The sequence below is a fragment of the Burkholderia sp. AU39826 genome, assembly GCF_020419965.1.
GTDB classification, from domain to species: domain Bacteria; phylum Pseudomonadota; class Gammaproteobacteria; order Burkholderiales; family Burkholderiaceae; genus Burkholderia; species Burkholderia semiarida.
The window spans coordinates 759,386-776,466 of the sequence record NZ_JAIZQG010000001.1; the positions used below are offsets into that span (position 1 = coordinate 759,386).

The following is a 17,081-nucleotide window of genomic DNA, read 5'->3' on the forward strand; positions in this document are numbered from 1 at the left end:
GCCGCAGCGCGGAACCGCAATCTGCCCGCATCCTAGCACTCCGGGGGCGTCGCGACCGACCGGCGGGCCCGGAGGTCGCGATCCGCGCATCGTCGTCCTCCCTGTCATCGATCGATCACGGCCGCCGCAAGTCGAGCGTGAACGGAAATTCGCGGCTCGGCGCGGCAGCCGCGACCTCCATCCGCCCCGGCGTGTGGCCGATCTCGACGAAGCGCGCGAGCCGGCGGCTCTCGGCTTCGTATGCATTGATCGGGAACGTCGCGTAGTTGCGCCCGCCCGGATGCGCGACGTGATACCGGCAGCCGCCGAGCGAGCGTTGCAGCCACGTATCGACGATGTCGAACGTGAGCGGCGCGTGCACGCCGATGGTCGGATGTAGCGCCGACGGCGGCGACCACGCCTTGTAGCGCACGCCCGCGACGTATTCGCCGACGGTGCCGGTCGGCTGCAGCGGCAGCGCGCGGCCGTTGACGGTCACGACGTGCCGGTTGTCGTTCAGCCCCGTCACGCGCACTTCGAGCCGTTCGACCGATGAATCGACGTAGCGCACCGTGCCGCCGGGCGCGCCCTCCTCGCCCATCACGTGCCACGGTTCCAGCGCGCCGCGCAGCGACAGCTGCATCCCGTTCACAGCGATCTGCCCGAACAGCGGAAAACGGAATTCGAAGTGCGGCGCGAACCACGCCGGATCGAACGCGAAACCGGCGTCGCGCAGCTCGGCCAGCACGTCGTCGAAATCCATCCGAAGAAATTCCGGCAGCATGAAGCGGTCGTGCAGCGCGGTGCCCCAGCGCGTGAGCGGCGTCGTGTACGGCACGGCCCAGAAGCGCGCGACCAGCGCGCGCAGCAGCAGTTGCTGCACGATGCTCATCCGCGCATGCGGCGGCATCTCGAACGCACGCAGTTCGAGCAGGCCGAGCCGGCCGGTGGACGAATCGGGCGAATACAGCTTGTCGATGCAGAACTCGCTGCGGTGCGTGTTGCCCGTCACGTCGATCAGCAGGTTGCGCAGCACGCGATCGACGAGCCACGGCGGCATGTCCTGCCCGAACAGCAGCTTGTTGCGCTGGATTTCCGCGAACGCGATGTCGAGCTCGTAGAGCTGGTCGTTGCGCGCCTCGTCGACGCGCGGCGCCTGGCTCGTCGGCCCGATGAAGAGCCCCGAGAACAGGTACGACAGCGACGGATGGTTGTGCCAGTACGCGATCAGGCTCGCGAGCAGGTCCGGGCGGCGCAGGAACGGGCTGTCGGCCGGCGTCGCGCCGCCGAGCACGAAGTGGTTGCCGCCGCCCGTGCCGACGTGCCGCCCGTCGACCATGAACTTCTCGCTGCACAGCCGCGACTGCCACGCGGCGTCGTACAGGAATTCGGTGTGGTCGACGAGTTCGTCGAAGCTCGCGGCCGGGTGGATGTTCACCTCGATCACGCCCGGATCGGGCGTCACCTGCAGCAGCTTCAGCCGTGCGTCGCGCGGCGGCGGATAGCCTTCGAGCACGAGTTTCACGCCGAGCGTGTGCGCGGTCAGCTCGATCGCGCCGAGCAGGTCGAGATAATCCTCGAGCGCGGCGAGCGGCGGCATGAACAGGTACAGGATGCCGTTGCGCACTTCGACGCACAGCGCGGTGCGCGTGATCCACGCGGCCGATTCGAAACGCTCGGGCCGGCGATGCGGGTCCACGGCGCCCGCACGACCGCTCGCGGCCGTGCCGTCGTCGCGCCACTGCATCACGGTCGGCGCGGACGCTTCGCGATGCACGCCGGCCAGATAACGCGGCGCGTCGGCCGGGCCCGCATAGCGGGCGCGCATGGCGGCGGCGTCCGGCAGTGCGTCGCGCGGCGCGAACGGATCGCGCTCGACGAGGTACGGATAGTCGGCGCTTGCGGTCCACGGCAACGAATCGAGCGGCAGCCGATAGCCCATCGGCGAATCGCCCGGCACGAGGTACATCCGCTCGTCGCGGAAGAACCACGGGCCCGTCTGCCAGCGCGGTCCGTCGAGACCCGGCGTGTCATCCACCCGCTTCACCGGCAGCACGTAGCCGACCACGCTGTCGAGCTGCTGCTCGAACACCTTGCGCAGCCGCGCGCGCTCGAGTTCGTCGTCGAGGCGCGCGTCGAACGGATCGACGTTGACGGGCAGCCGGCGCTCGCGCCACAGGTAGTACCACACGTCCTCGTAGCCGGGCCGGATGAATTCGCCGGTCAGGTTCAGCCGCGCGGCGAGCGCATCGATGAAGCGCTTCGCGTCGTCGGTGGTGTACGAGGACGGCTCGCGCTCGTCGGCGAACAGCGACGGATCGTGCCACACGGGCTGACCGTCCGCGCGCCAGAAGATCGACAGCGCCCAGCGCGGCAATTGCTCGCCCGGGTACCACTTGCCCTGCCCGAAATGCAGGAAGCCGCCGTCGCCGTATTCGGCGCGCAGCCGCTGCACGAGTTCGGTCGCGTAGCCGCGCTTGGTCGGGCCGAGCGCATCGGTGTTCCACTCGGCGCCGTCGCGATCGTCGATCGACACGAAGGTCGGCTCGCCGCCCTGCGTGAGCCGCACGTCGCCGGCGGCCAGCGCGCCGTCGACCTGCGAGCCGAGCGCGAGCACGGCATCCCACTGCGATTCCGTATACGGCTTGGTCACGCGCGGCGATTCGTACACGCGCGTCACGCTCATCTCGTGCTCGAACGACACCTCGCATTCGTCGATCAGCCCTTCGACCGGCGCCGCGCTCGTCGGCTGCGGCGTACACGCGAGCGGAATATGCCCTTCCCCGGCGAGCAGGCCCGACGTCGGATCGAAGCCGATCCAGCCGGCGCCCGGCAGATAGACCTCGCACCACGCGTGCAGATCGGTGAAATCGACCGACGTGCCGCTCGGGCCGTCGAGCGATTTGACGTCCGGCGTGAGCTGGATCAGGTAGCCCGACACGAAGCGCGCGGCGATGCCGAGATGGCGGCACAGCTGCACGAGCAGCCACGCGCTGTCGCGGCACGAACCGGACGCGAGCTCGAGCGTCTGCGCGGGCGTCTGCACGCCGGGCTCCATCCGCACGAGATAGCCGATGTCGCGCTGAAGCTGCTGGTTCAGCGCGACGAGGAAGTTCACGGTGCCGGCCGGCGTGCGGTCCACGCCGTCGAGATACGCGCGAAACAGCGGCGCGGCGCTCGTCTGCGGATCGCACGCGAGATACGGCGCGAGCTCCGTCTTCAGCGCGTCGTCATAGCTGAACGGATATTGCTCCGCGCTCGCTTCGAGGAAAAAGTCGAACGGGTTGTACACCGACATCTCGGCGACGAGATCGATGGTGATCTCGAAGTGCTCGGTGCGCTCCGGAAACACGAGGCGCGCCAGATAGTTCGAGAACGGGTCCTGCTGCCAGTTGATGAAGTGCTGCGCGGGCTCGACCGTCATCGAATACGCGAGGATCGGTGTCCGGCAATGCGGCGCGGGCCGCAGCCGCACGACCTGCGGGCCGAGGTTGACGAGCCGGTCGTAGCGATAGCGGGTGGTGTGATGCAGCGCGACGTGGATGGACATGGGAGCTCGGGTCGGGTTGGGCCGGCCGCGCACGCCGCGTCGCTGTCGACGCGGCGGCCCGGCATGGCGGATTCGGCGAAAGCGCGCCGCCGGTCAGACGAGTTCCGGCGACTGCACGACGCTGATCTCGACGGCGACGGCCGTCGCACCGAGCCCCGTCACCGGCTGCGCGTCGCGATGGTCGAGGCCGACCGCGATGCGCACGTAGCGTTCATCCGGGCAACGGTTCATGAACGGGTCGAAGCCGACCCAGCCGAGCCCTTCGACATAGGCCTCGGCCCATGCATGGCCGGCCGGCTGCTGCATCAGCGACGCGGCTTGCGGCTGCGCGCCGAGCGCCGCCTGCGGCTGGCCTTGGGATTGGGATTGCGATTGCGACTGCGATTGCGCGGCATGCGACGCGCCGAGCGCCTGCTGCATGCCGTCGCCGCTCTGCAGCGCGAGCGCCGCCTCCTCCTCGACGTCGCCCGCATGCTGCTTCGAATCGGCGATGCGCTGCATCGCGCTGTCGGCCAACACGTAGCCCGAGATGTAGCGCGCGGGGATCTTCAGCACGCGTGCGGCCGCGATGAACGCGTGCGCATGGTCGCGGCTCGTGCCCTCGCCGCTTTGCAGCGCGGTTTCCGCATCGACGGGCGCATCGGCCGCCAGGTTCGGCGCGTATGCGATGCGGCCGTGCACTTCCGTCATCAGCCAGTGCAGTGCGTCGAGACCGTGCGGCTCGATCGGCAGCGCGTCCGTGAGCGCGCGCACGGTGTCGCCCGCCTTCGTGAGCGCGGTCTCGCGCTCGAAGATCCACGGCGGCGCATAGCCTTCGGAATTGCCGAGAATGCCCGCGCGGTCCTGCGTCTCGACGACGCCGGCCGCCACGACCACGATCTCGTCCTTCGCGCCGCGATCGTGGCGCACGAGGTCGATCCGGTTGCCGAGCCCGTCGGCGTACGACAGCGTCGGCTCGACGCCGTCGATCGTGACCTGCCACGCGCGCACCGTCTGCCCGGGGCCGGATTGCGGGCGCAGCCGCAGCCGTTGCAGCGCATGGCTGGCTTGATCGTCGAACCGATAACGCGAAATGTGTCGAATGGCGAGTCGCATGGCAAGCCTCAGTCGAAGTTGTAAGCCTGGGCGATTTCGAGCCCGAGGCTGTTGTTGCGGCCGATGAAGTCGGTCAGGAATTCGTGCAGGCCGCTCTTGAAGATCCGCTCGACCGAGGTATCGGACAGCAGTTGCAGGATCTTCGTGGCCGTGTCGTGACACGGGTGTGTCACGCCGTAATCCTTCGCGAGCAGGTTCAGGCTCGACACGACGCGCCCGTAGCAATAGCGCAGCGAACGCGGCATGCGGCCGTTCAGGATCAGGTAGTCCGCGATGTTGAGCGGCTTGTACTGCACGTCGTACACCCAGCGGTACGAACGATGCGCGGCCACGCAGCGCAGGATCGTCTCCCACTGGTAGTTGTCGAGGATCGTGCCCACGTGCGACACCGACGGCAGCAGCAGGTGGTACTTCACGTCGATGATCCGCGCGGTGTTGTCGGCGCGCTCGATGAATGCGCCGATCTGCGCGAAATCGAAGATCTCGTTGCGCAGCATCGTGCTGTAGAAGCTGCCGAGGATCAGCGCGGTTTCGCGCTTCACTTCGTCGAGCACGGCCGGCAGCTCGCTTTCAGGCACCGGCTGCGCGAGCGCGCGGCGCAGCGCGAGCCACGCGCCGTTCACGCTTTCCCACGCCTCGCGCGTGAGCGCCGTGCGCACCATCCGCGCGTTCGAGCGCGCGGCTTCGATGCACGACAGCACGCTCGACGGGTTGTCGCGGTCGCGCAGCAGGTAGTCGGTCACGGTATCGGCCGCGTACGCGTCGTATTTCTGCCGATAGCCGTCGTCGGCGCCCGAGCTGACGAGCACCGACGACCATTCGGCCGGCGCGTCGGCCGTGCGCGTGAGCGCCATCCGCAGCCCGGCATCGACGATGCGCGCGATGTTCTCCGCGCGTTCGATATAGCGGTACATCCAGTAGAGCCCGCTTGCAGTACGTCCCAGAAGCATCTCGTGTCCACTCCGTCTTCGTTCGGTTCGCGCGCCGGCTCCGGCGCGCGCGGTCGCGTCCGGCTCAGTCGGCCAGCACCCAGGTGTCCTTGGTGCCGCCGCCCTGGCTCGAGTTGACGACGAGCGATCCCTCCTTCAGCGCGACGCGCGTGAGCCCGCCCGGCGTGATGCGGATCCGGTCCGACACCAGCACGAACGGCCGCAGGTCGACGTGGCGCGGCGCGAGGCCGGCGTCGGTCAGGATCGGCGTCGTGGACAACGCGAGCGTCGGTTGCGCGATGTAGTTCGCGGGACGGGCGCGCAGCTTCGCGGAAAACGCGTCGAGTTCGGCCTTCGACGCGCACGGCCCGACCAGCATCCCGTAGCCGCCCGAGCCGTGCACTTCCTTCACGACCAGTTCGTCCAGATGCTCGAGCACGTATTTCAGGCTGTCGGCCTCGCCGCAGCGCCAGGTCGGCACGTTCTCCAGCAGCGCCTTGCGGCCCGTGTAGAACTCGACGATCTCCGGCATGTACGAGTAGATCGCCTTGTCGTCGGCGATGCCGGTGCCGGGCGCGTTCGCGATCGTGATGTTGCCCGCGCGGTACACGTCCATGATGCCGGCCACGCCGAGCACCGAATCGGGGCGGAACGTGAGCGGATCGAGGAACGCGTCGTCGACGCGGCGATACAGCACGTCGATCGGCTGGAAGCCTTCGGTCGTGCGCATCGCGACGCGGCCGTCGATCACCTGCAGGTCGCTGCCCTCGACGAGGTGCACGCCCATCTGGTCGGCGAGGAACGAATGTTCGTAGTACGCGGAATTGTGGATGCCGGGCGTGAGCACCGCGACGGTCGGGTTGTCGGTGTTGCCGCCCGGCGGGCACACGGCCGCGAGCGACTGGCGCAGCATCTGTGGATAGGTTTCGACCGGGCGCACCTTCACCTGCTGGAACAGCTCCGGAAAGAGCTGCATCATCGTTTCGCGGTTTTCCAGCATGTACGACACGCCGGACGGCGTGCGCGCGTTGTCCTCCAGCACGTAAAACTCGTTCTCGCCGGTGCGCACGATGTCGACGCCGATGATGTGCGTGTAAACGTTTCCGGGCGGCCGGAAGTCGATCATCTCCGGGATGAACGCGTCGTTGTGCGCGATCAGGTGCTTCGGCACGATGCCGGCGCGCACGATTTCCTGGCGGTGGTAGATGTCGTCGAGGAACGCGTTGAGCGCCATCACGCGCTGCTCGATGCCGAGCGACAGCCGGCTCCACTCCGCCCCCGAGATGATGCGCGGGACGATGTCGAACGGAATCAGCCGCTCGGCGGCCTCCGCGTCGCCGTAGACGGCGAACGTGATGCCCGTCTTGCGGAACACGCCTTCCGCATCGTGGGCCTTCTGGGCGAGGCTCGCGGGATTCTGCGTGTCGAGCCATTGCTTCAGGCGCGCGTAAGGCGCCCTTACCATGTCGCCGGATTGCAGCATTTCATCGAATGGCTTCATCGATTTTTTCTCCATCGATCGTTTTCCCCGGCATTGCGCATGCCGGACCGGCGTAACCAATGCTTTGCAAGGAACGTGCCGTGTTCGCTCCCGTCGATATCCCCCTGTTTTTGCGCCGCGCCGGGCACGCCCGCGCCACGTTTCGCACCACAACGGTGCATCGCCGACGCGGCGCGCACTCGCGGTGCGCCGCCGACGCGCATGGCCGATGCTGCGCCGCATCCGACGAACATAGTTCTCCCGCGTGTCACGGATGTGCAATCTGCACTGCACCAAAAGCGACGAGGCGGGCACCGGCCCGAGCGGGCGGGCCGGCACGCACACGGCGCAGCCGGCCCGGGGGAAGCGCCGTCCGGGCGGGCCGGACAGTCCGACGCGATGAACTGTCCGGTTAACTCGGTCCGGCCCCTCAACGCTATGTAGCCGTAATCCCGCCGACAACGCCCATGCATATTTCGACTGACACCGATCGAAAAAAAACATCGGCCCGACCGACGCGATGCGCGGTACGCTACAACGTTTGCGCAGCAGACGGCGCCCCCTTTCAGGCGCCCGACTATAAAAAGCGAAGATCGAAATGGAAGCAAAGTGGCTGGAAGATTTCCTGAGCCTGGCGGATACCAAGAGCTTTTCCCGGGCCGCGCGTCATCGGCACCTGACGCAATCGGCGTTCAGTAGACGAATCGCCGCCCTCGAAACCTGGATGGACGCGAAGCTGGTGGACCGGAGCATCAATCCGATCGCACTGACGCCGGCCGGCCAGATGTTCCGCGGGCTCGCCGCGGACATCCTGCGCAGCATGTATGCGGCGCGCAATCTCGTGAACGGCTACGACCAGTTCGCGGCCAGCGACCAGGTCGTGCGCTTCGCCGTCGCGCATACGCTCGTGTTCACGCTGTTTCCGGAATGGCTCAAGCAGCTCAACAGCGAGGTCGGCCACGTGACCGCGCGCGTCAATGCGGTGAACGTGCCGGAAGGCGTGCAGCAGCTCGTCGAAGGCGAATGCGACCTGTTGCTCGGCTATCACCATCCGCAGTTGCCGATCGTGCTCGATCCGAACCACTTTCCGTTCGTCAGCCTCGGCGTCGAACGGATCCTGCCCGTGTCGTCGCCCGATGCGCGCGGCAAGCCGGTGTTCCAGCTGCCCGGCACGCCCGATGCGCCGCTGCCGCTGCTCGCGTATTCGTCGGGCGCCTTTCTCGGCAACATCGTCGAGATGCTGCTGCTGAACGCGACCGAGCCGTATGTGCTGCACCGGTGTTTCGAGACGCACATGTCCGAGGCGCTGAAAGGCATGGTCGTGGCCGGGCACGGCATCGGCTGGCTGCCGGAAAGCTGCGTCGCGAAAGAGCTCGCGGACGGCACGCTCGTCTGCGCCGGCACCGGCGACTGGATCACCGAACTCGAAATCCGCCTGTATCGATCGGCGCGCAAGCGCGGGCTCGCGGCCGAGCAGCTGTGGGCCTACATCATGAACCGGCCGCGCACGGCCCTCGACGCGGCGATCGGCACCGAAGAGGCGGCCGCGCCGGCAATGCGCGGCGCGCGACGAAGCGCGGGCGGCAGTCGCTGAACGCTGTGTCCGCGCCGTGGATATCCATGGCGCGCATGCGTATTCTTTCGACGGCAATCGATAATCCGCCGGATTCCATAAAATCCCTCACCTGCCCCAATCCGCCGCGATTAAAACGCAAACGTTTGCGAATCGGTGTCGTACTTTTTACTGCTTCCCGTATTAAGTAAGAATATTCGGACCGATTTTCCAGACAGAAATACCTTGTTACACAAGTTTCTATTTACCTGTAACAGCCGGAATGATCAAAAACGTCGCACCCTCATTTCGCGACATGCGCTCTGTATCCGAACATTCATCGATTCTTCTCGAATACAGGCGCAACAGTTTCTTTTATCAGTCGTTATTTTTCGGCACGAACTTCGATACCTCCGACGTGATTCAAAGCGTGCTCGATCATCGCTACCGGTGAGCAATTTTCATGTCCGGGAATATCGACTTTATTCAGAATTAAGACATCCTTACCAATCCATCCTTATCCTATTTAGATAGGACCTTTCGCTCCCGTCCCATTCGGGTCACACGCGGTTGTTGGTTCAAAAGCCATCGTGTATCAATAGCGTGTCGCAAAAAGAACGTTGGCAAATTCGACTCCGAGTCGATGCGCGTCATCGATTCCGGACGGGAGATTGCAATGTCACCTTCGCTTCGACAGCAGGCTCGCCCTTTCCTGAGCGTCGTGCTCTCCACGCTCTGCATGAACGCCATGGCCCAGACATCGGCGGCCCCGCCGCCGGCGTCCGGTCCGGGGGCAAACCGGTACGTGATTTCGTATATCTGCGGCGATGCGCGGATCGACGGCACCGCGCCGCTTCCTCCTGACGGGCGCCCGTACAACCTGGGCGTGTCGTTCGTGTCGGGGAGCACCGGCCAGCCCCTCTCCAACGTGCAGGTGCGCCTGCGCCGGCATGGGCGCGTGCTCGTCGAATTCAATGCATCGGGATCGCGCTGCCTGTTCAGCGTGCCCGACGCGAGCTACCGGGTCGAAGGGACCTATCAGGGAGCAACCCAGTTCGCGATCGTCGAGACGGGTGCGCTCACGACGCAGTTGCGATGGTGAAACGTCGCACCGCCCCGCTCCGATCGCGTCATTCATGGAACGCATCGAATCCAGGAGACTTGAATGCCCCGTCCAGAACGACCGGACGACTCGCCCGACCGTCAGCCGAAACCCTCGTGGGGTCCGGGAAAGAATGCGGCGCTCAGCGTCGCTGCATTTGCCGCGATCTTCGGCGCGTTCGCGTACGTCGAGCGAGACACGAGGATCGGCCACGCGAGCGTGACGCACGATATCGCCGGCGTGATCGGCAACGTCGTCGGCAAGTACCGCCAGCTCATCGTCGCGGCGACGGGCGGCTCGTCCCACACAACGGCGCCCGCCGGCTCGACGTCGACGGTCGCGCAGGCCGGGCCGGTTCCGCCGTCCGCCTCGACGGCGCCCGCCGTGTCGGCTCCGGCCGAACCGGCCGTGCCGCCGCAAGCCACGGCCCGCTCCGACACGAGCCCACCGCGCGCCGCGCACGTGCCGCCGACGAAGCTCGCGGCGAACCCGCACGCGGCGTCGACCGGCAGTCGCTCGGCGCGCGCCGGCGATGCGCACCGGACGTCACGCTCGCAGGCGCTGGCACGCACGAGAAAACGCCCCGACCCCGCGACGGAACGGCAGCCGCACTCGAGCCTCGCCGGCACGCCGCACATGGAGACCGCCCGCGTCACGCACGATGAGCTGGAAGGCGCCCGCGCTCTGGCCAAGGCGCGCCGGTGCGCAGAGATCGACGAATGGAGCTGCGTGGAGCAGAACGCGAGCCGAGCACTCGCCATCGACCCGACGAACAGCGAATCGCGCGCACTGCTGGGGCAGGCGATTCGCAACCGCCTGTGAACCGGCCCTCGGGCGTGCAATCGACGTGATCGTTTCAAAGTGAGGAGACACCGTGGCCAACAATCGTCACCAACAATGCACCACCGTCGCTCCGCCGAACCGGCGGATCCTCCTGCATGCGCCGCTGCTGTGCCTGCTCGTCGCGTCCGGCCCGTGTCTTTCCGCCGAAGGCGACGCGGAACCGCGCGGCGCGAGCGAAATCGCCGGATCCCGCGGTGCGCCGGATGCGCTGCCACCCGACCTGCGGCCAACGGGCGCGTCGACGCAGGCCGCGCAGGGTTCGGGCACGCAGCCCCCGCTTGCGCCCACGCCGATCGCGCGGGCCTCGGACGCGTCGCTGCAGATCGCGCAGGCGCCGAACCCGGCGATGCCGACCACGGTCGTGGTGGACCCCGATGCTGCGCAGCCGAGCGCACCGGCGCCGGTCGCAGCATCGCCGAACGCGTCGATGCTGCTTGCGCAGGCATTCGACACCCCGCCGCCGGATACGTCGGCGCCGCGCGCGCGAACGTCGGATGCACCGCCGCAGCCCGACCAACCCCTGACCACCGCACCGCCGGCTGCGCCAACCATGCCGACGCTCACCGCGCAGGCATCCGGCACACCGATGCCGAACTCGCCCACGCCTGCGACCGAGACGCCCGGCGCGCAACTGCCGTCGTCCCAGCCGCCGAATTCACAGACGCCCGGCGCCCAGCTCCCCGGCGAGCCAACCCAGCGATCGCAGGGGCCCGACGTCGAAGCGCCGAATGCGCGGGCGCCGAATCTCCGCACCGCCGATGTCGAGACGGTACGCAACGACGTGTTCGGCCTCGCGGCGAGCGGCGGCGCGGTCAAGGCGCTCGACGAAGCGAAGGCCCGGCCCGATGCGTTCTCCGCCGTCGACATCGCGCAACTGGAGGAGCTGTCGATTCGCCAGCAGGTGCGCGGCGGACGCGACAAGTCGCGCTCGATGACGAGTTCGGACCGCTTCGACGGAATCGACGACGCGCTGCGCGCGGCGGACGACCTCGACAAGCGGATACCCGCGACACCCGAGTACACCCCGGTTCGCACCGCACTCGCGGGCGACCGGGTCGTCGCCCTTGCCGCACGCGGCGAGATGAAAACGGCCGTCGCGACGTTCGAGACGATTCCGTCCAGCGCGGAAATCTCGATCGACGCGTTGGCGGCCGTCGGCGACGCATACCTGTACCTGAGCGAGCCGGCCAAGGCGAACGCCGTGTACGCGCGCGCGCTGAAACAGGCCACCGCGTCGCCGACCGATCGCGCGACCCGCGGCTTCCAGTACGGCTCCCGCACGCGACCGATCGAGCTGCAGGAAGGGCTGTTCTGGTCGTACGTCGACCAGGCACGCGCGCCGGAAGCGAAGCAGGTGCTCGACGACATGGAGAAGTCGCTGCCGCCGGCCAGGCAGGTGACCAACGTCGGCCCGGGAGAAAGCGACTATCTGCGCTACTACCGGCTGCGCGCGCAATACCTGATCTTCACGGGTCACGTGAACGAAGGGATCGCCGCGCTCGAACAGCTCGAGAAAGAGGTGCCGTTCAACGCAGAGGTGCGCGCCGCGCACGCCGACGCCGTGTCGGGCCAGTCGCATCCGCGCCAGGCGATCTCGATGTATCGCGCGTCGCTGACCGATCACCCGGACAGCGTCGAGATGCTCGCGGGCCTCGGCCGCGCATCGCTCACGGCGGACGATTACGCGACCGCGAAAACCGTCGACCAGACCCTCGGCAACACGTTCCCGGACAGCGGGGCGGTGCGCAGCTTCAAGCGCGACTACAACGCATACCGCAGCCCGGTGTTCACGACCGACCTGAGCTTCGAGCACGGCAACAGCGCGCTGGCCAACAACAGCTTCACGTCGGACAGCTATGTGTATTCGCAACCGTTCGGCGACAACTGGCGCGTGTTTTCGCACACGTTCTACGGTTTCGCGCAGACCGACGACGGCAACCTCAGCCGCACGCGCACCGGCATCGGCGGCGACTACCGGCACGGGCCGCTCACCGTGCTCGGCGAAGTCACGCGCTCGATGGGCGGGGACGGCCGAACCGGCGGCCGCGGGACGATCGCGTACGCGTTGAACGACTACTGGACGGTCAGCGCCGGGCTCGACACCAACGACAACTCGCTGCCGTGGAAAGCGTATGCCGCGCACATCTGGGGCCGCTCCGCGAACGTCGAGGTCGTGTATCGCCAGAACGACCGGCGCGAAGTCAAGCTCAGCTACGGCGTGAGCCGCTACAGCGATTCGAACCTGCACCAGGAGATCGCGGCGACCGCCACGCAGCGCGTGTACACGGCCGCGAACCAGCTCGTCAACGTCTCGCTGAACCTGGGCACGGACAGCAACACGCGCCGGGACGCGCCCTACTTCAGCCCCGGTCGCGATTACGCGGCCGCCGTGACCGTCATGCATCAACTGACACTGTGGAAGCGAGGCGACCTGGGGCTGCAACAGCGCGTGTCGGTGTCGGGCGGCGCATACAACGAGCGCGGCTTCGGCACCAGCCCGTTGTGGAGTGCGCGCATCGAGCACGCGTGGACGTTCAAGCACGACATCACGCTGAGCTACGGCGTCGAGGTCAGCAGCCACGCGTACGACGGCCAGCGCGAGCGCTCCGAAACCGGCTTCCTGTCGCTCAACCTGCCGTTTTAGAAAGGAGCGCTGAATGCAATCCAGACGGACCTTCATGTGCGGATGCCTCGGCACGTTTGCCGCCTGTTCGCTGTTCCCGGGCGTGAGCGGCGCCAAGATGATCGACCTGCTGCCGCCGTCCGACCCGGCCGACGGCAAGACGTTTCGCGTGATCTGCATGCACGACGTGCGCGACAACCTGATGGCGTCGTTTTCGTCGCCGACCGCGATCATCGATCCGTTCGCGGTCGATACCGGTACGCTGACCGCGATCTTCTCGTGGCTGCAGACCAACAACTACCACACCATCACCGTCAAGCAGATCGAGGCATCGCGGCACGGCGGCAAGCCGCTGCCGCCGCGCTCGGTGCTGCTCACGTTCGACGACGGCTTTCGCAGCCACTACACGAAGGTGCTGCCGCTGCTGGAGCGCTTCAAGTATCCGGCCGTGATGGGCCTCGTCACCGCGTGGATCGACATGCCGCCGGATACGCCGATCCGCATCAGCGACAAGGTTCAGGTGCCGCGCGACTACTTCCTGTCGTGGGACGAGGTGAAGAAGCTCGGGCAGTCGGAATTCGTCGAGCTCGGCTGCCACACCCACAATCTGCATCATGGCGCGATCGCGAATCCGCAAGGCAACGAATTGCCGGCGACCACGTCGCACCTGTACCTGCAAGACCAGAAGCGCTATGAAACCGACGCCGAATTCCACGCCCGCGTGCACGACGACCTGCAGACTTGCGTGCGGCAGATCCGCGAGCGCACCGGCATCGTCGCGCGCTCGATGGTGTGGCCGTACGGCGCGGAAAACCAGCCCGTGCGCCAGATCTCGACATCGCTCGGCATGGACATCCAGTTCAGCCTCGATGCCGGCCCGAATACGCCGGACGTGCCGCTCGACCGGCTCAGACGAATCCTGATGATGTACGACGTCGATATCGGCGGGTTCGAGCGCTCGATGCGCGAGCCGGCGTCGAACCGCGGCGACGTCGACATGCCCGAGCGTACCGTGCAGGTCGATCTCGACCAGGTCTACGACCCCGATCCCGCGCGGCAGGAAGCGAATCTCGGCAAGCTGATCGAGCGCATCTACCGGATGCAGCCGAAATCGGTGTACCTGCAGGCGTATGCGGACCCGAAGGGCACGGGCGTGGCCGAAGCGGTGTATTTCCCGAACCGGCATCTGCCGATGCGCTCCGACCTGTTCTCGCGTGCCGCGTGGCAGCTCAACACGCGGTCCAACGTGCAGGTATACGCGTGGATGCCGGTGCTCGCGTTCCGGCCGCCGGCCGACAAGCTCCGCGCGCTCGAAGCCGTCAGCGCCTACGGCGGCGCGCCGGCCCGCGAGAACGGCGCGCGCGTGTTCCGGCTGAGCCCGTTCGATCCCGATGCGCGGCTGATGATCCAGCAGGTCTACGAGGATCTCAGCAAGCACGCGTCGTTCAGCGGCATCCTGTTCGGCGACGACGCGGTGCTCGACGACTACGAGGATGCGGGCCGGCATGCGCTGCGCACCTATTCGCAATGGGGGCTGCCGGCCGACGTCGGCAAGATCCGCGAGAACCCCGACCTGATGAAGCGCTGGACGCGCCAGAAGACGCGCTACCTGATCGACATGACCCGGCAGCTCGAACAGATCGTGCTGGCCCACCAGAACGCGGGCGACGTGCTGACCGCGCGCAACATCTTCGCGATGCCGGTGCTCAAGCCCGAATCGGAAGCGTGGTATGCGCAGAACTACGACGATTTCCTCGCCGCCTACGACTACGTCGCGCTGATGGCGATGCCGTACATGGAACAGGCGAAGGACCCGGAAGGCTGGCTCGACCAGCTCGTGAAGGCGGTGCGCGCGAAGCAGCGCGGGCTGCAGCGCACCGTGTTCGAACTGCAGTCGTACGACTGGCACGGGCAGAAGGCGGTGCCGGCCAGCACGCTGCTCGCGCAGATGCGGCGGCTGCGCAGCGAGGGCGCCGTGAATTTCGGCTACTACCCCGACAACTTCCTGACCGGCCAGCCGGAGCTCGACGCGATGCGCGACGTGATGTCGCTGAAGTCGCGCCTCGACCCAACCTCCATCAACGCGCTGATGCAGATGCAGCAATCGCGGGGAACCAAGACGCCATGACCTCCCATAGCCTGATCCAGCGCCTGCAGGATTTCGTCTTCTACTATCCGTTCTTCATGTCGTATCTGTGGATGATCGGCGGCGTCGTGCACTACTTCCTGCTCGAGGAAGGCCGCGAGCTGTCGACGCGCACGATCGCGTCGAGCGGCATCCCGAAGGTGTCGATCGTCGTGCCCTGCTTCAACGAAGCCGCGAACGCGCGCAGCGTGATCGCCCATCTGAACGGGATGCAGTATCCGAACTACGACATCATCGCGGTCAACGACGGCAGCAACGATCGCACGGGCGAGATCCTCAACGAGCTGGCCGTCGAGATCCCGCGGCTGCTCGTGATCCATCACGCGCGCAACGAAGGCAAGGCGGTCGGGCTCACGACCGCGGCCGCGGTATCCAACGCGGAATACCTGCTCTGTATCGACGGCGACGCGCTGCTCGCGCACGACGCGATCGGCTGGATGCTCGAACATTTCCTGACCGACCCGGGCGTGGGCGCGGTGACCGGCAACCCGCGCATCCGCACGCGCACGTCGCTGCTCGGCCGCATGCAGGTCGGCGAATTCTCGTCGATCGTCGGGCTGATCAAGCGCACGCAGCAGGTGTACGGCCGCATCTTCACGGTATCGGGCGTGATCACGATGTTCCGCAAGACCGCGCTCGCCGACGTCGGCTACTGGAGCTCGGACATGCTGACCGAGGACATCGACATCAGCTGGAAGCTGCAGTGCCGCGACTGGCGCGTCGTGTACGAGCCGCACGCGCTCAGCTGGATCCTGATGCCCGAGACGCTCAAGGGGCTCTACCGGCAACGGCTGCGCTGGTCCAAGGGCGGCATCCAGGTGCTGCTCAAGTACGCGGGTACGCTGATGCGGCCGACGCAGATGATGATGTGGCCGCTGTTCGTCGAGTACCTGATCGGCATCGCGTGGGCGTACTCGATGTCGTTCATCCTGCTGCTCGCGCTGATCGACGTCGTCTACCCGCTTCCGGCGAACTGGCATGTGTCCGTGGTGCCGCACTGGCACGGGATGCTGCTGGTCGCGACCTGCATCCTGCAGCTGATCATCGGCAGCATGATCGATCGTCGTTACGACGAAAAACTCCTGATGTACTTCCTTGACACCATCTGGTACCCCGTCGCGTTCTGGCTGATCAGCATGATCACCACCGTCGTCGCCCTGCCCGCCGTCGTACTGCGGGGCCGCGGCAAGCGCGCCGTTTGGGTCAGTCCCGACCGAGGCATTCAACATGAAGAACGCGCCGATTATTGACCTTTCCCTGCGCGCCCCGCGCGACATGATCGCCGAACGCGGCGGCATCGTCGGGCCCGTGCTCGTCGCATGGTTCCGCCTCGTGCGGCCCGCGCTGGTCGGCGGTGTATGGGCATCGATCTGCATCTACACGTACCGCTACCTGCTGCCGTTCAACGAGGCCGAGATGCCGATCGAGCAGATCGTGTTCTACGTGACCAGCATCGCGCTGATCGCCGGCACGATCGTCATGTGGCTGATCGCGGGACGCGTCGTGCATCCGTTCGCCTATCGCCTGCGCGTGTCGAAGATGGTGCGGCGCTCGGCCAGCGTGAAGGTGCGCTCGGTACCGCCGACCGCGTTCGCGAGCGAGCGCCGGCGCGGCGCGCGCCGCACGACGCGCATTCTCGTCGCGTCGCACGATGCGAACGGGTCGATTTCGGGCATCGAATGGATCGCCCATGCCGGGCCGCAGCCCCGCGAATAGATCGCCGGAGACATGCCGCGCCGCGCGCGACGCCTGCCGTGCGACGCGGCACCACTCCTGACATCG

Annotated in this window: 11 protein-coding genes; 7 read left to right on the plus strand and 4 right to left on the minus strand. The window is 66.9% G+C overall.

What is annotated here, in order from left to right; translation table 11 throughout:
• Positions 1-115 precede the first annotated feature (115 nt).
• The 4 genes from LGM42_RS03360 to LGM42_RS03375 all read right to left on the minus strand — a co-directional run bounded on the left by LGM42_RS03360 (position 116) and on the right by LGM42_RS03375 (position 7,054).
• Complete coding sequence (locus LGM42_RS03360) at positions 116-3,529, minus strand: DUF2126 domain-containing protein (RefSeq protein ID WP_226231564.1); 3,414 nt, start codon at positions 3,527-3,529, stop codon at positions 116-118.
• Positions 3,530-3,622: 93 nt separating this feature from the next.
• Positions 3,623-4,624, minus strand: a complete 1,002-nt coding sequence (locus tag LGM42_RS03365; RefSeq protein WP_060311117.1) for a transglutaminase family protein — start codon at positions 4,622-4,624, stop codon at positions 3,623-3,625.
• A gap of 8 nt (positions 4,625-4,632) precedes the next feature.
• Positions 4,633-5,574, minus strand: coding sequence for an alpha-E domain-containing protein (locus LGM42_RS03370; protein WP_059582387.1), 942 nt, complete (start codon positions 5,572-5,574; stop codon positions 4,633-4,635).
• 64 nt (positions 5,575-5,638) lie between these two features.
• Entirely contained in the window at positions 5,639-7,054 is a 1,416-nt protein-coding gene (locus tag LGM42_RS03375) for a circularly permuted type 2 ATP-grasp protein (RefSeq protein ID WP_059582390.1), read from the minus strand.
• A 577-nt stretch (positions 7,055-7,631) separates the two neighbouring features.
• Here LGM42_RS03375 and LGM42_RS03380 point away from each other — a divergent pair.
• The 7 genes from LGM42_RS03380 to LGM42_RS03410 all read left to right on the plus strand — a co-directional run bounded on the left by LGM42_RS03380 (position 7,632) and on the right by LGM42_RS03410 (position 17,015).
• Positions 7,632-8,627, plus strand: a complete 996-nt coding sequence (locus tag LGM42_RS03380) for a LysR substrate-binding domain-containing protein (RefSeq protein WP_059582392.1) — start codon at positions 7,632-7,634, stop codon at positions 8,625-8,627.
• A gap of 634 nt (positions 8,628-9,261) precedes the next feature.
• Positions 9,262-9,687: a hypothetical protein gene (locus LGM42_RS03385; RefSeq protein ID WP_060311732.1), complete on the plus strand. Its 426-nt coding sequence runs from the start codon at positions 9,262-9,264 to the stop codon at positions 9,685-9,687.
• Positions 9,688-9,750: 63 nt separating this feature from the next.
• Positions 9,751-10,509, plus strand: a complete 759-nt coding sequence (locus LGM42_RS03390; protein ID WP_226231565.1) for a hypothetical protein — start codon at positions 9,751-9,753, stop codon at positions 10,507-10,509.
• 52 nt (positions 10,510-10,561) lie between these two features.
• A complete protein-coding gene (gene pgaA / locus LGM42_RS03395; RefSeq protein WP_060311119.1) occupies positions 10,562-13,174 on the plus strand; it encodes a poly-beta-1,6 N-acetyl-D-glucosamine export porin PgaA in 2,613 nt (870 codons plus the stop codon).
• Between the two features lie 13 nt (positions 13,175-13,187).
• On the plus strand, positions 13,188-15,281 hold the full coding sequence (gene pgaB / locus LGM42_RS03400) for a poly-beta-1,6-N-acetyl-D-glucosamine N-deacetylase PgaB (RefSeq protein ID WP_060311120.1): 2,094 nt from the start codon (positions 13,188-13,190) through the stop codon (positions 15,279-15,281).
• The gene (pgaC, locus tag LGM42_RS03405; RefSeq protein ID WP_226231566.1) at positions 15,278-16,549 is read left to right on the plus strand and encodes a poly-beta-1,6-N-acetyl-D-glucosamine synthase; all 1,272 of its coding nucleotides are present in this window, start codon (positions 15,278-15,280) and stop codon (positions 16,547-16,549) included. Before pgaB ends, pgaC begins: the two co-directional genes overlap by 4 nt.
• On the plus strand, positions 16,527-17,015 hold the full coding sequence (locus tag LGM42_RS03410) for a hypothetical protein (RefSeq protein WP_060311122.1): 489 nt from the start codon (positions 16,527-16,529) through the stop codon (positions 17,013-17,015). The genes pgaC and LGM42_RS03410 overlap by 23 nt, the downstream gene beginning before the upstream one ends.
• Positions 17,016-17,081 lie beyond the last annotated feature (66 nt).

What these genes read in the sequence shown, in the direction of transcription:
- LGM42_RS03370 (WP_059582387.1), bottom strand. Translation starts at nt 5,574, where the DNA reads ATGCTTCTGGGACGTACTGCAAGCGGGCTCTACTGGATGTACCGCTAT.
- pgaC (WP_226231566.1), top strand. Translation starts at nt 15,278, where the DNA reads ATGACCTCCCATAGCCTGATCCAGCGCCTGCAGGATTTCGTCTTCTAC.
- pgaB (WP_060311120.1), top strand. Translation starts at nt 13,188, where the DNA reads ATGCAATCCAGACGGACCTTCATGTGCGGATGCCTCGGCACGTTTGCC.
- LGM42_RS03385 (WP_060311732.1), top strand. Translation starts at nt 9,262, where the DNA reads ATGTCACCTTCGCTTCGACAGCAGGCTCGCCCTTTCCTGAGCGTCGTG.
- LGM42_RS03410 (WP_060311122.1), top strand. Translation starts at nt 16,527, where the DNA reads ATGAAGAACGCGCCGATTATTGACCTTTCCCTGCGCGCCCCGCGCGAC.
- LGM42_RS03365 (WP_060311117.1), bottom strand. Translation starts at nt 4,624, where the DNA reads ATGCGACTCGCCATTCGACACATTTCGCGTTATCGGTTCGACGATCAA.
- LGM42_RS03360 (WP_226231564.1), bottom strand. Translation starts at nt 3,529, where the DNA reads ATGTCCATCCACGTCGCGCTGCATCACACCACCCGCTATCGCTACGAC.
- LGM42_RS03380 (WP_059582392.1), top strand. Translation starts at nt 7,632, where the DNA reads ATGGAAGCAAAGTGGCTGGAAGATTTCCTGAGCCTGGCGGATACCAAG.
- LGM42_RS03375 (WP_059582390.1), bottom strand. Translation starts at nt 7,054, where the DNA reads ATGAAGCCATTCGATGAAATGCTGCAATCCGGCGACATGGTAAGGGCG.
- LGM42_RS03390 (WP_226231565.1), top strand. Translation starts at nt 9,751, where the DNA reads ATGCCCCGTCCAGAACGACCGGACGACTCGCCCGACCGTCAGCCGAAA.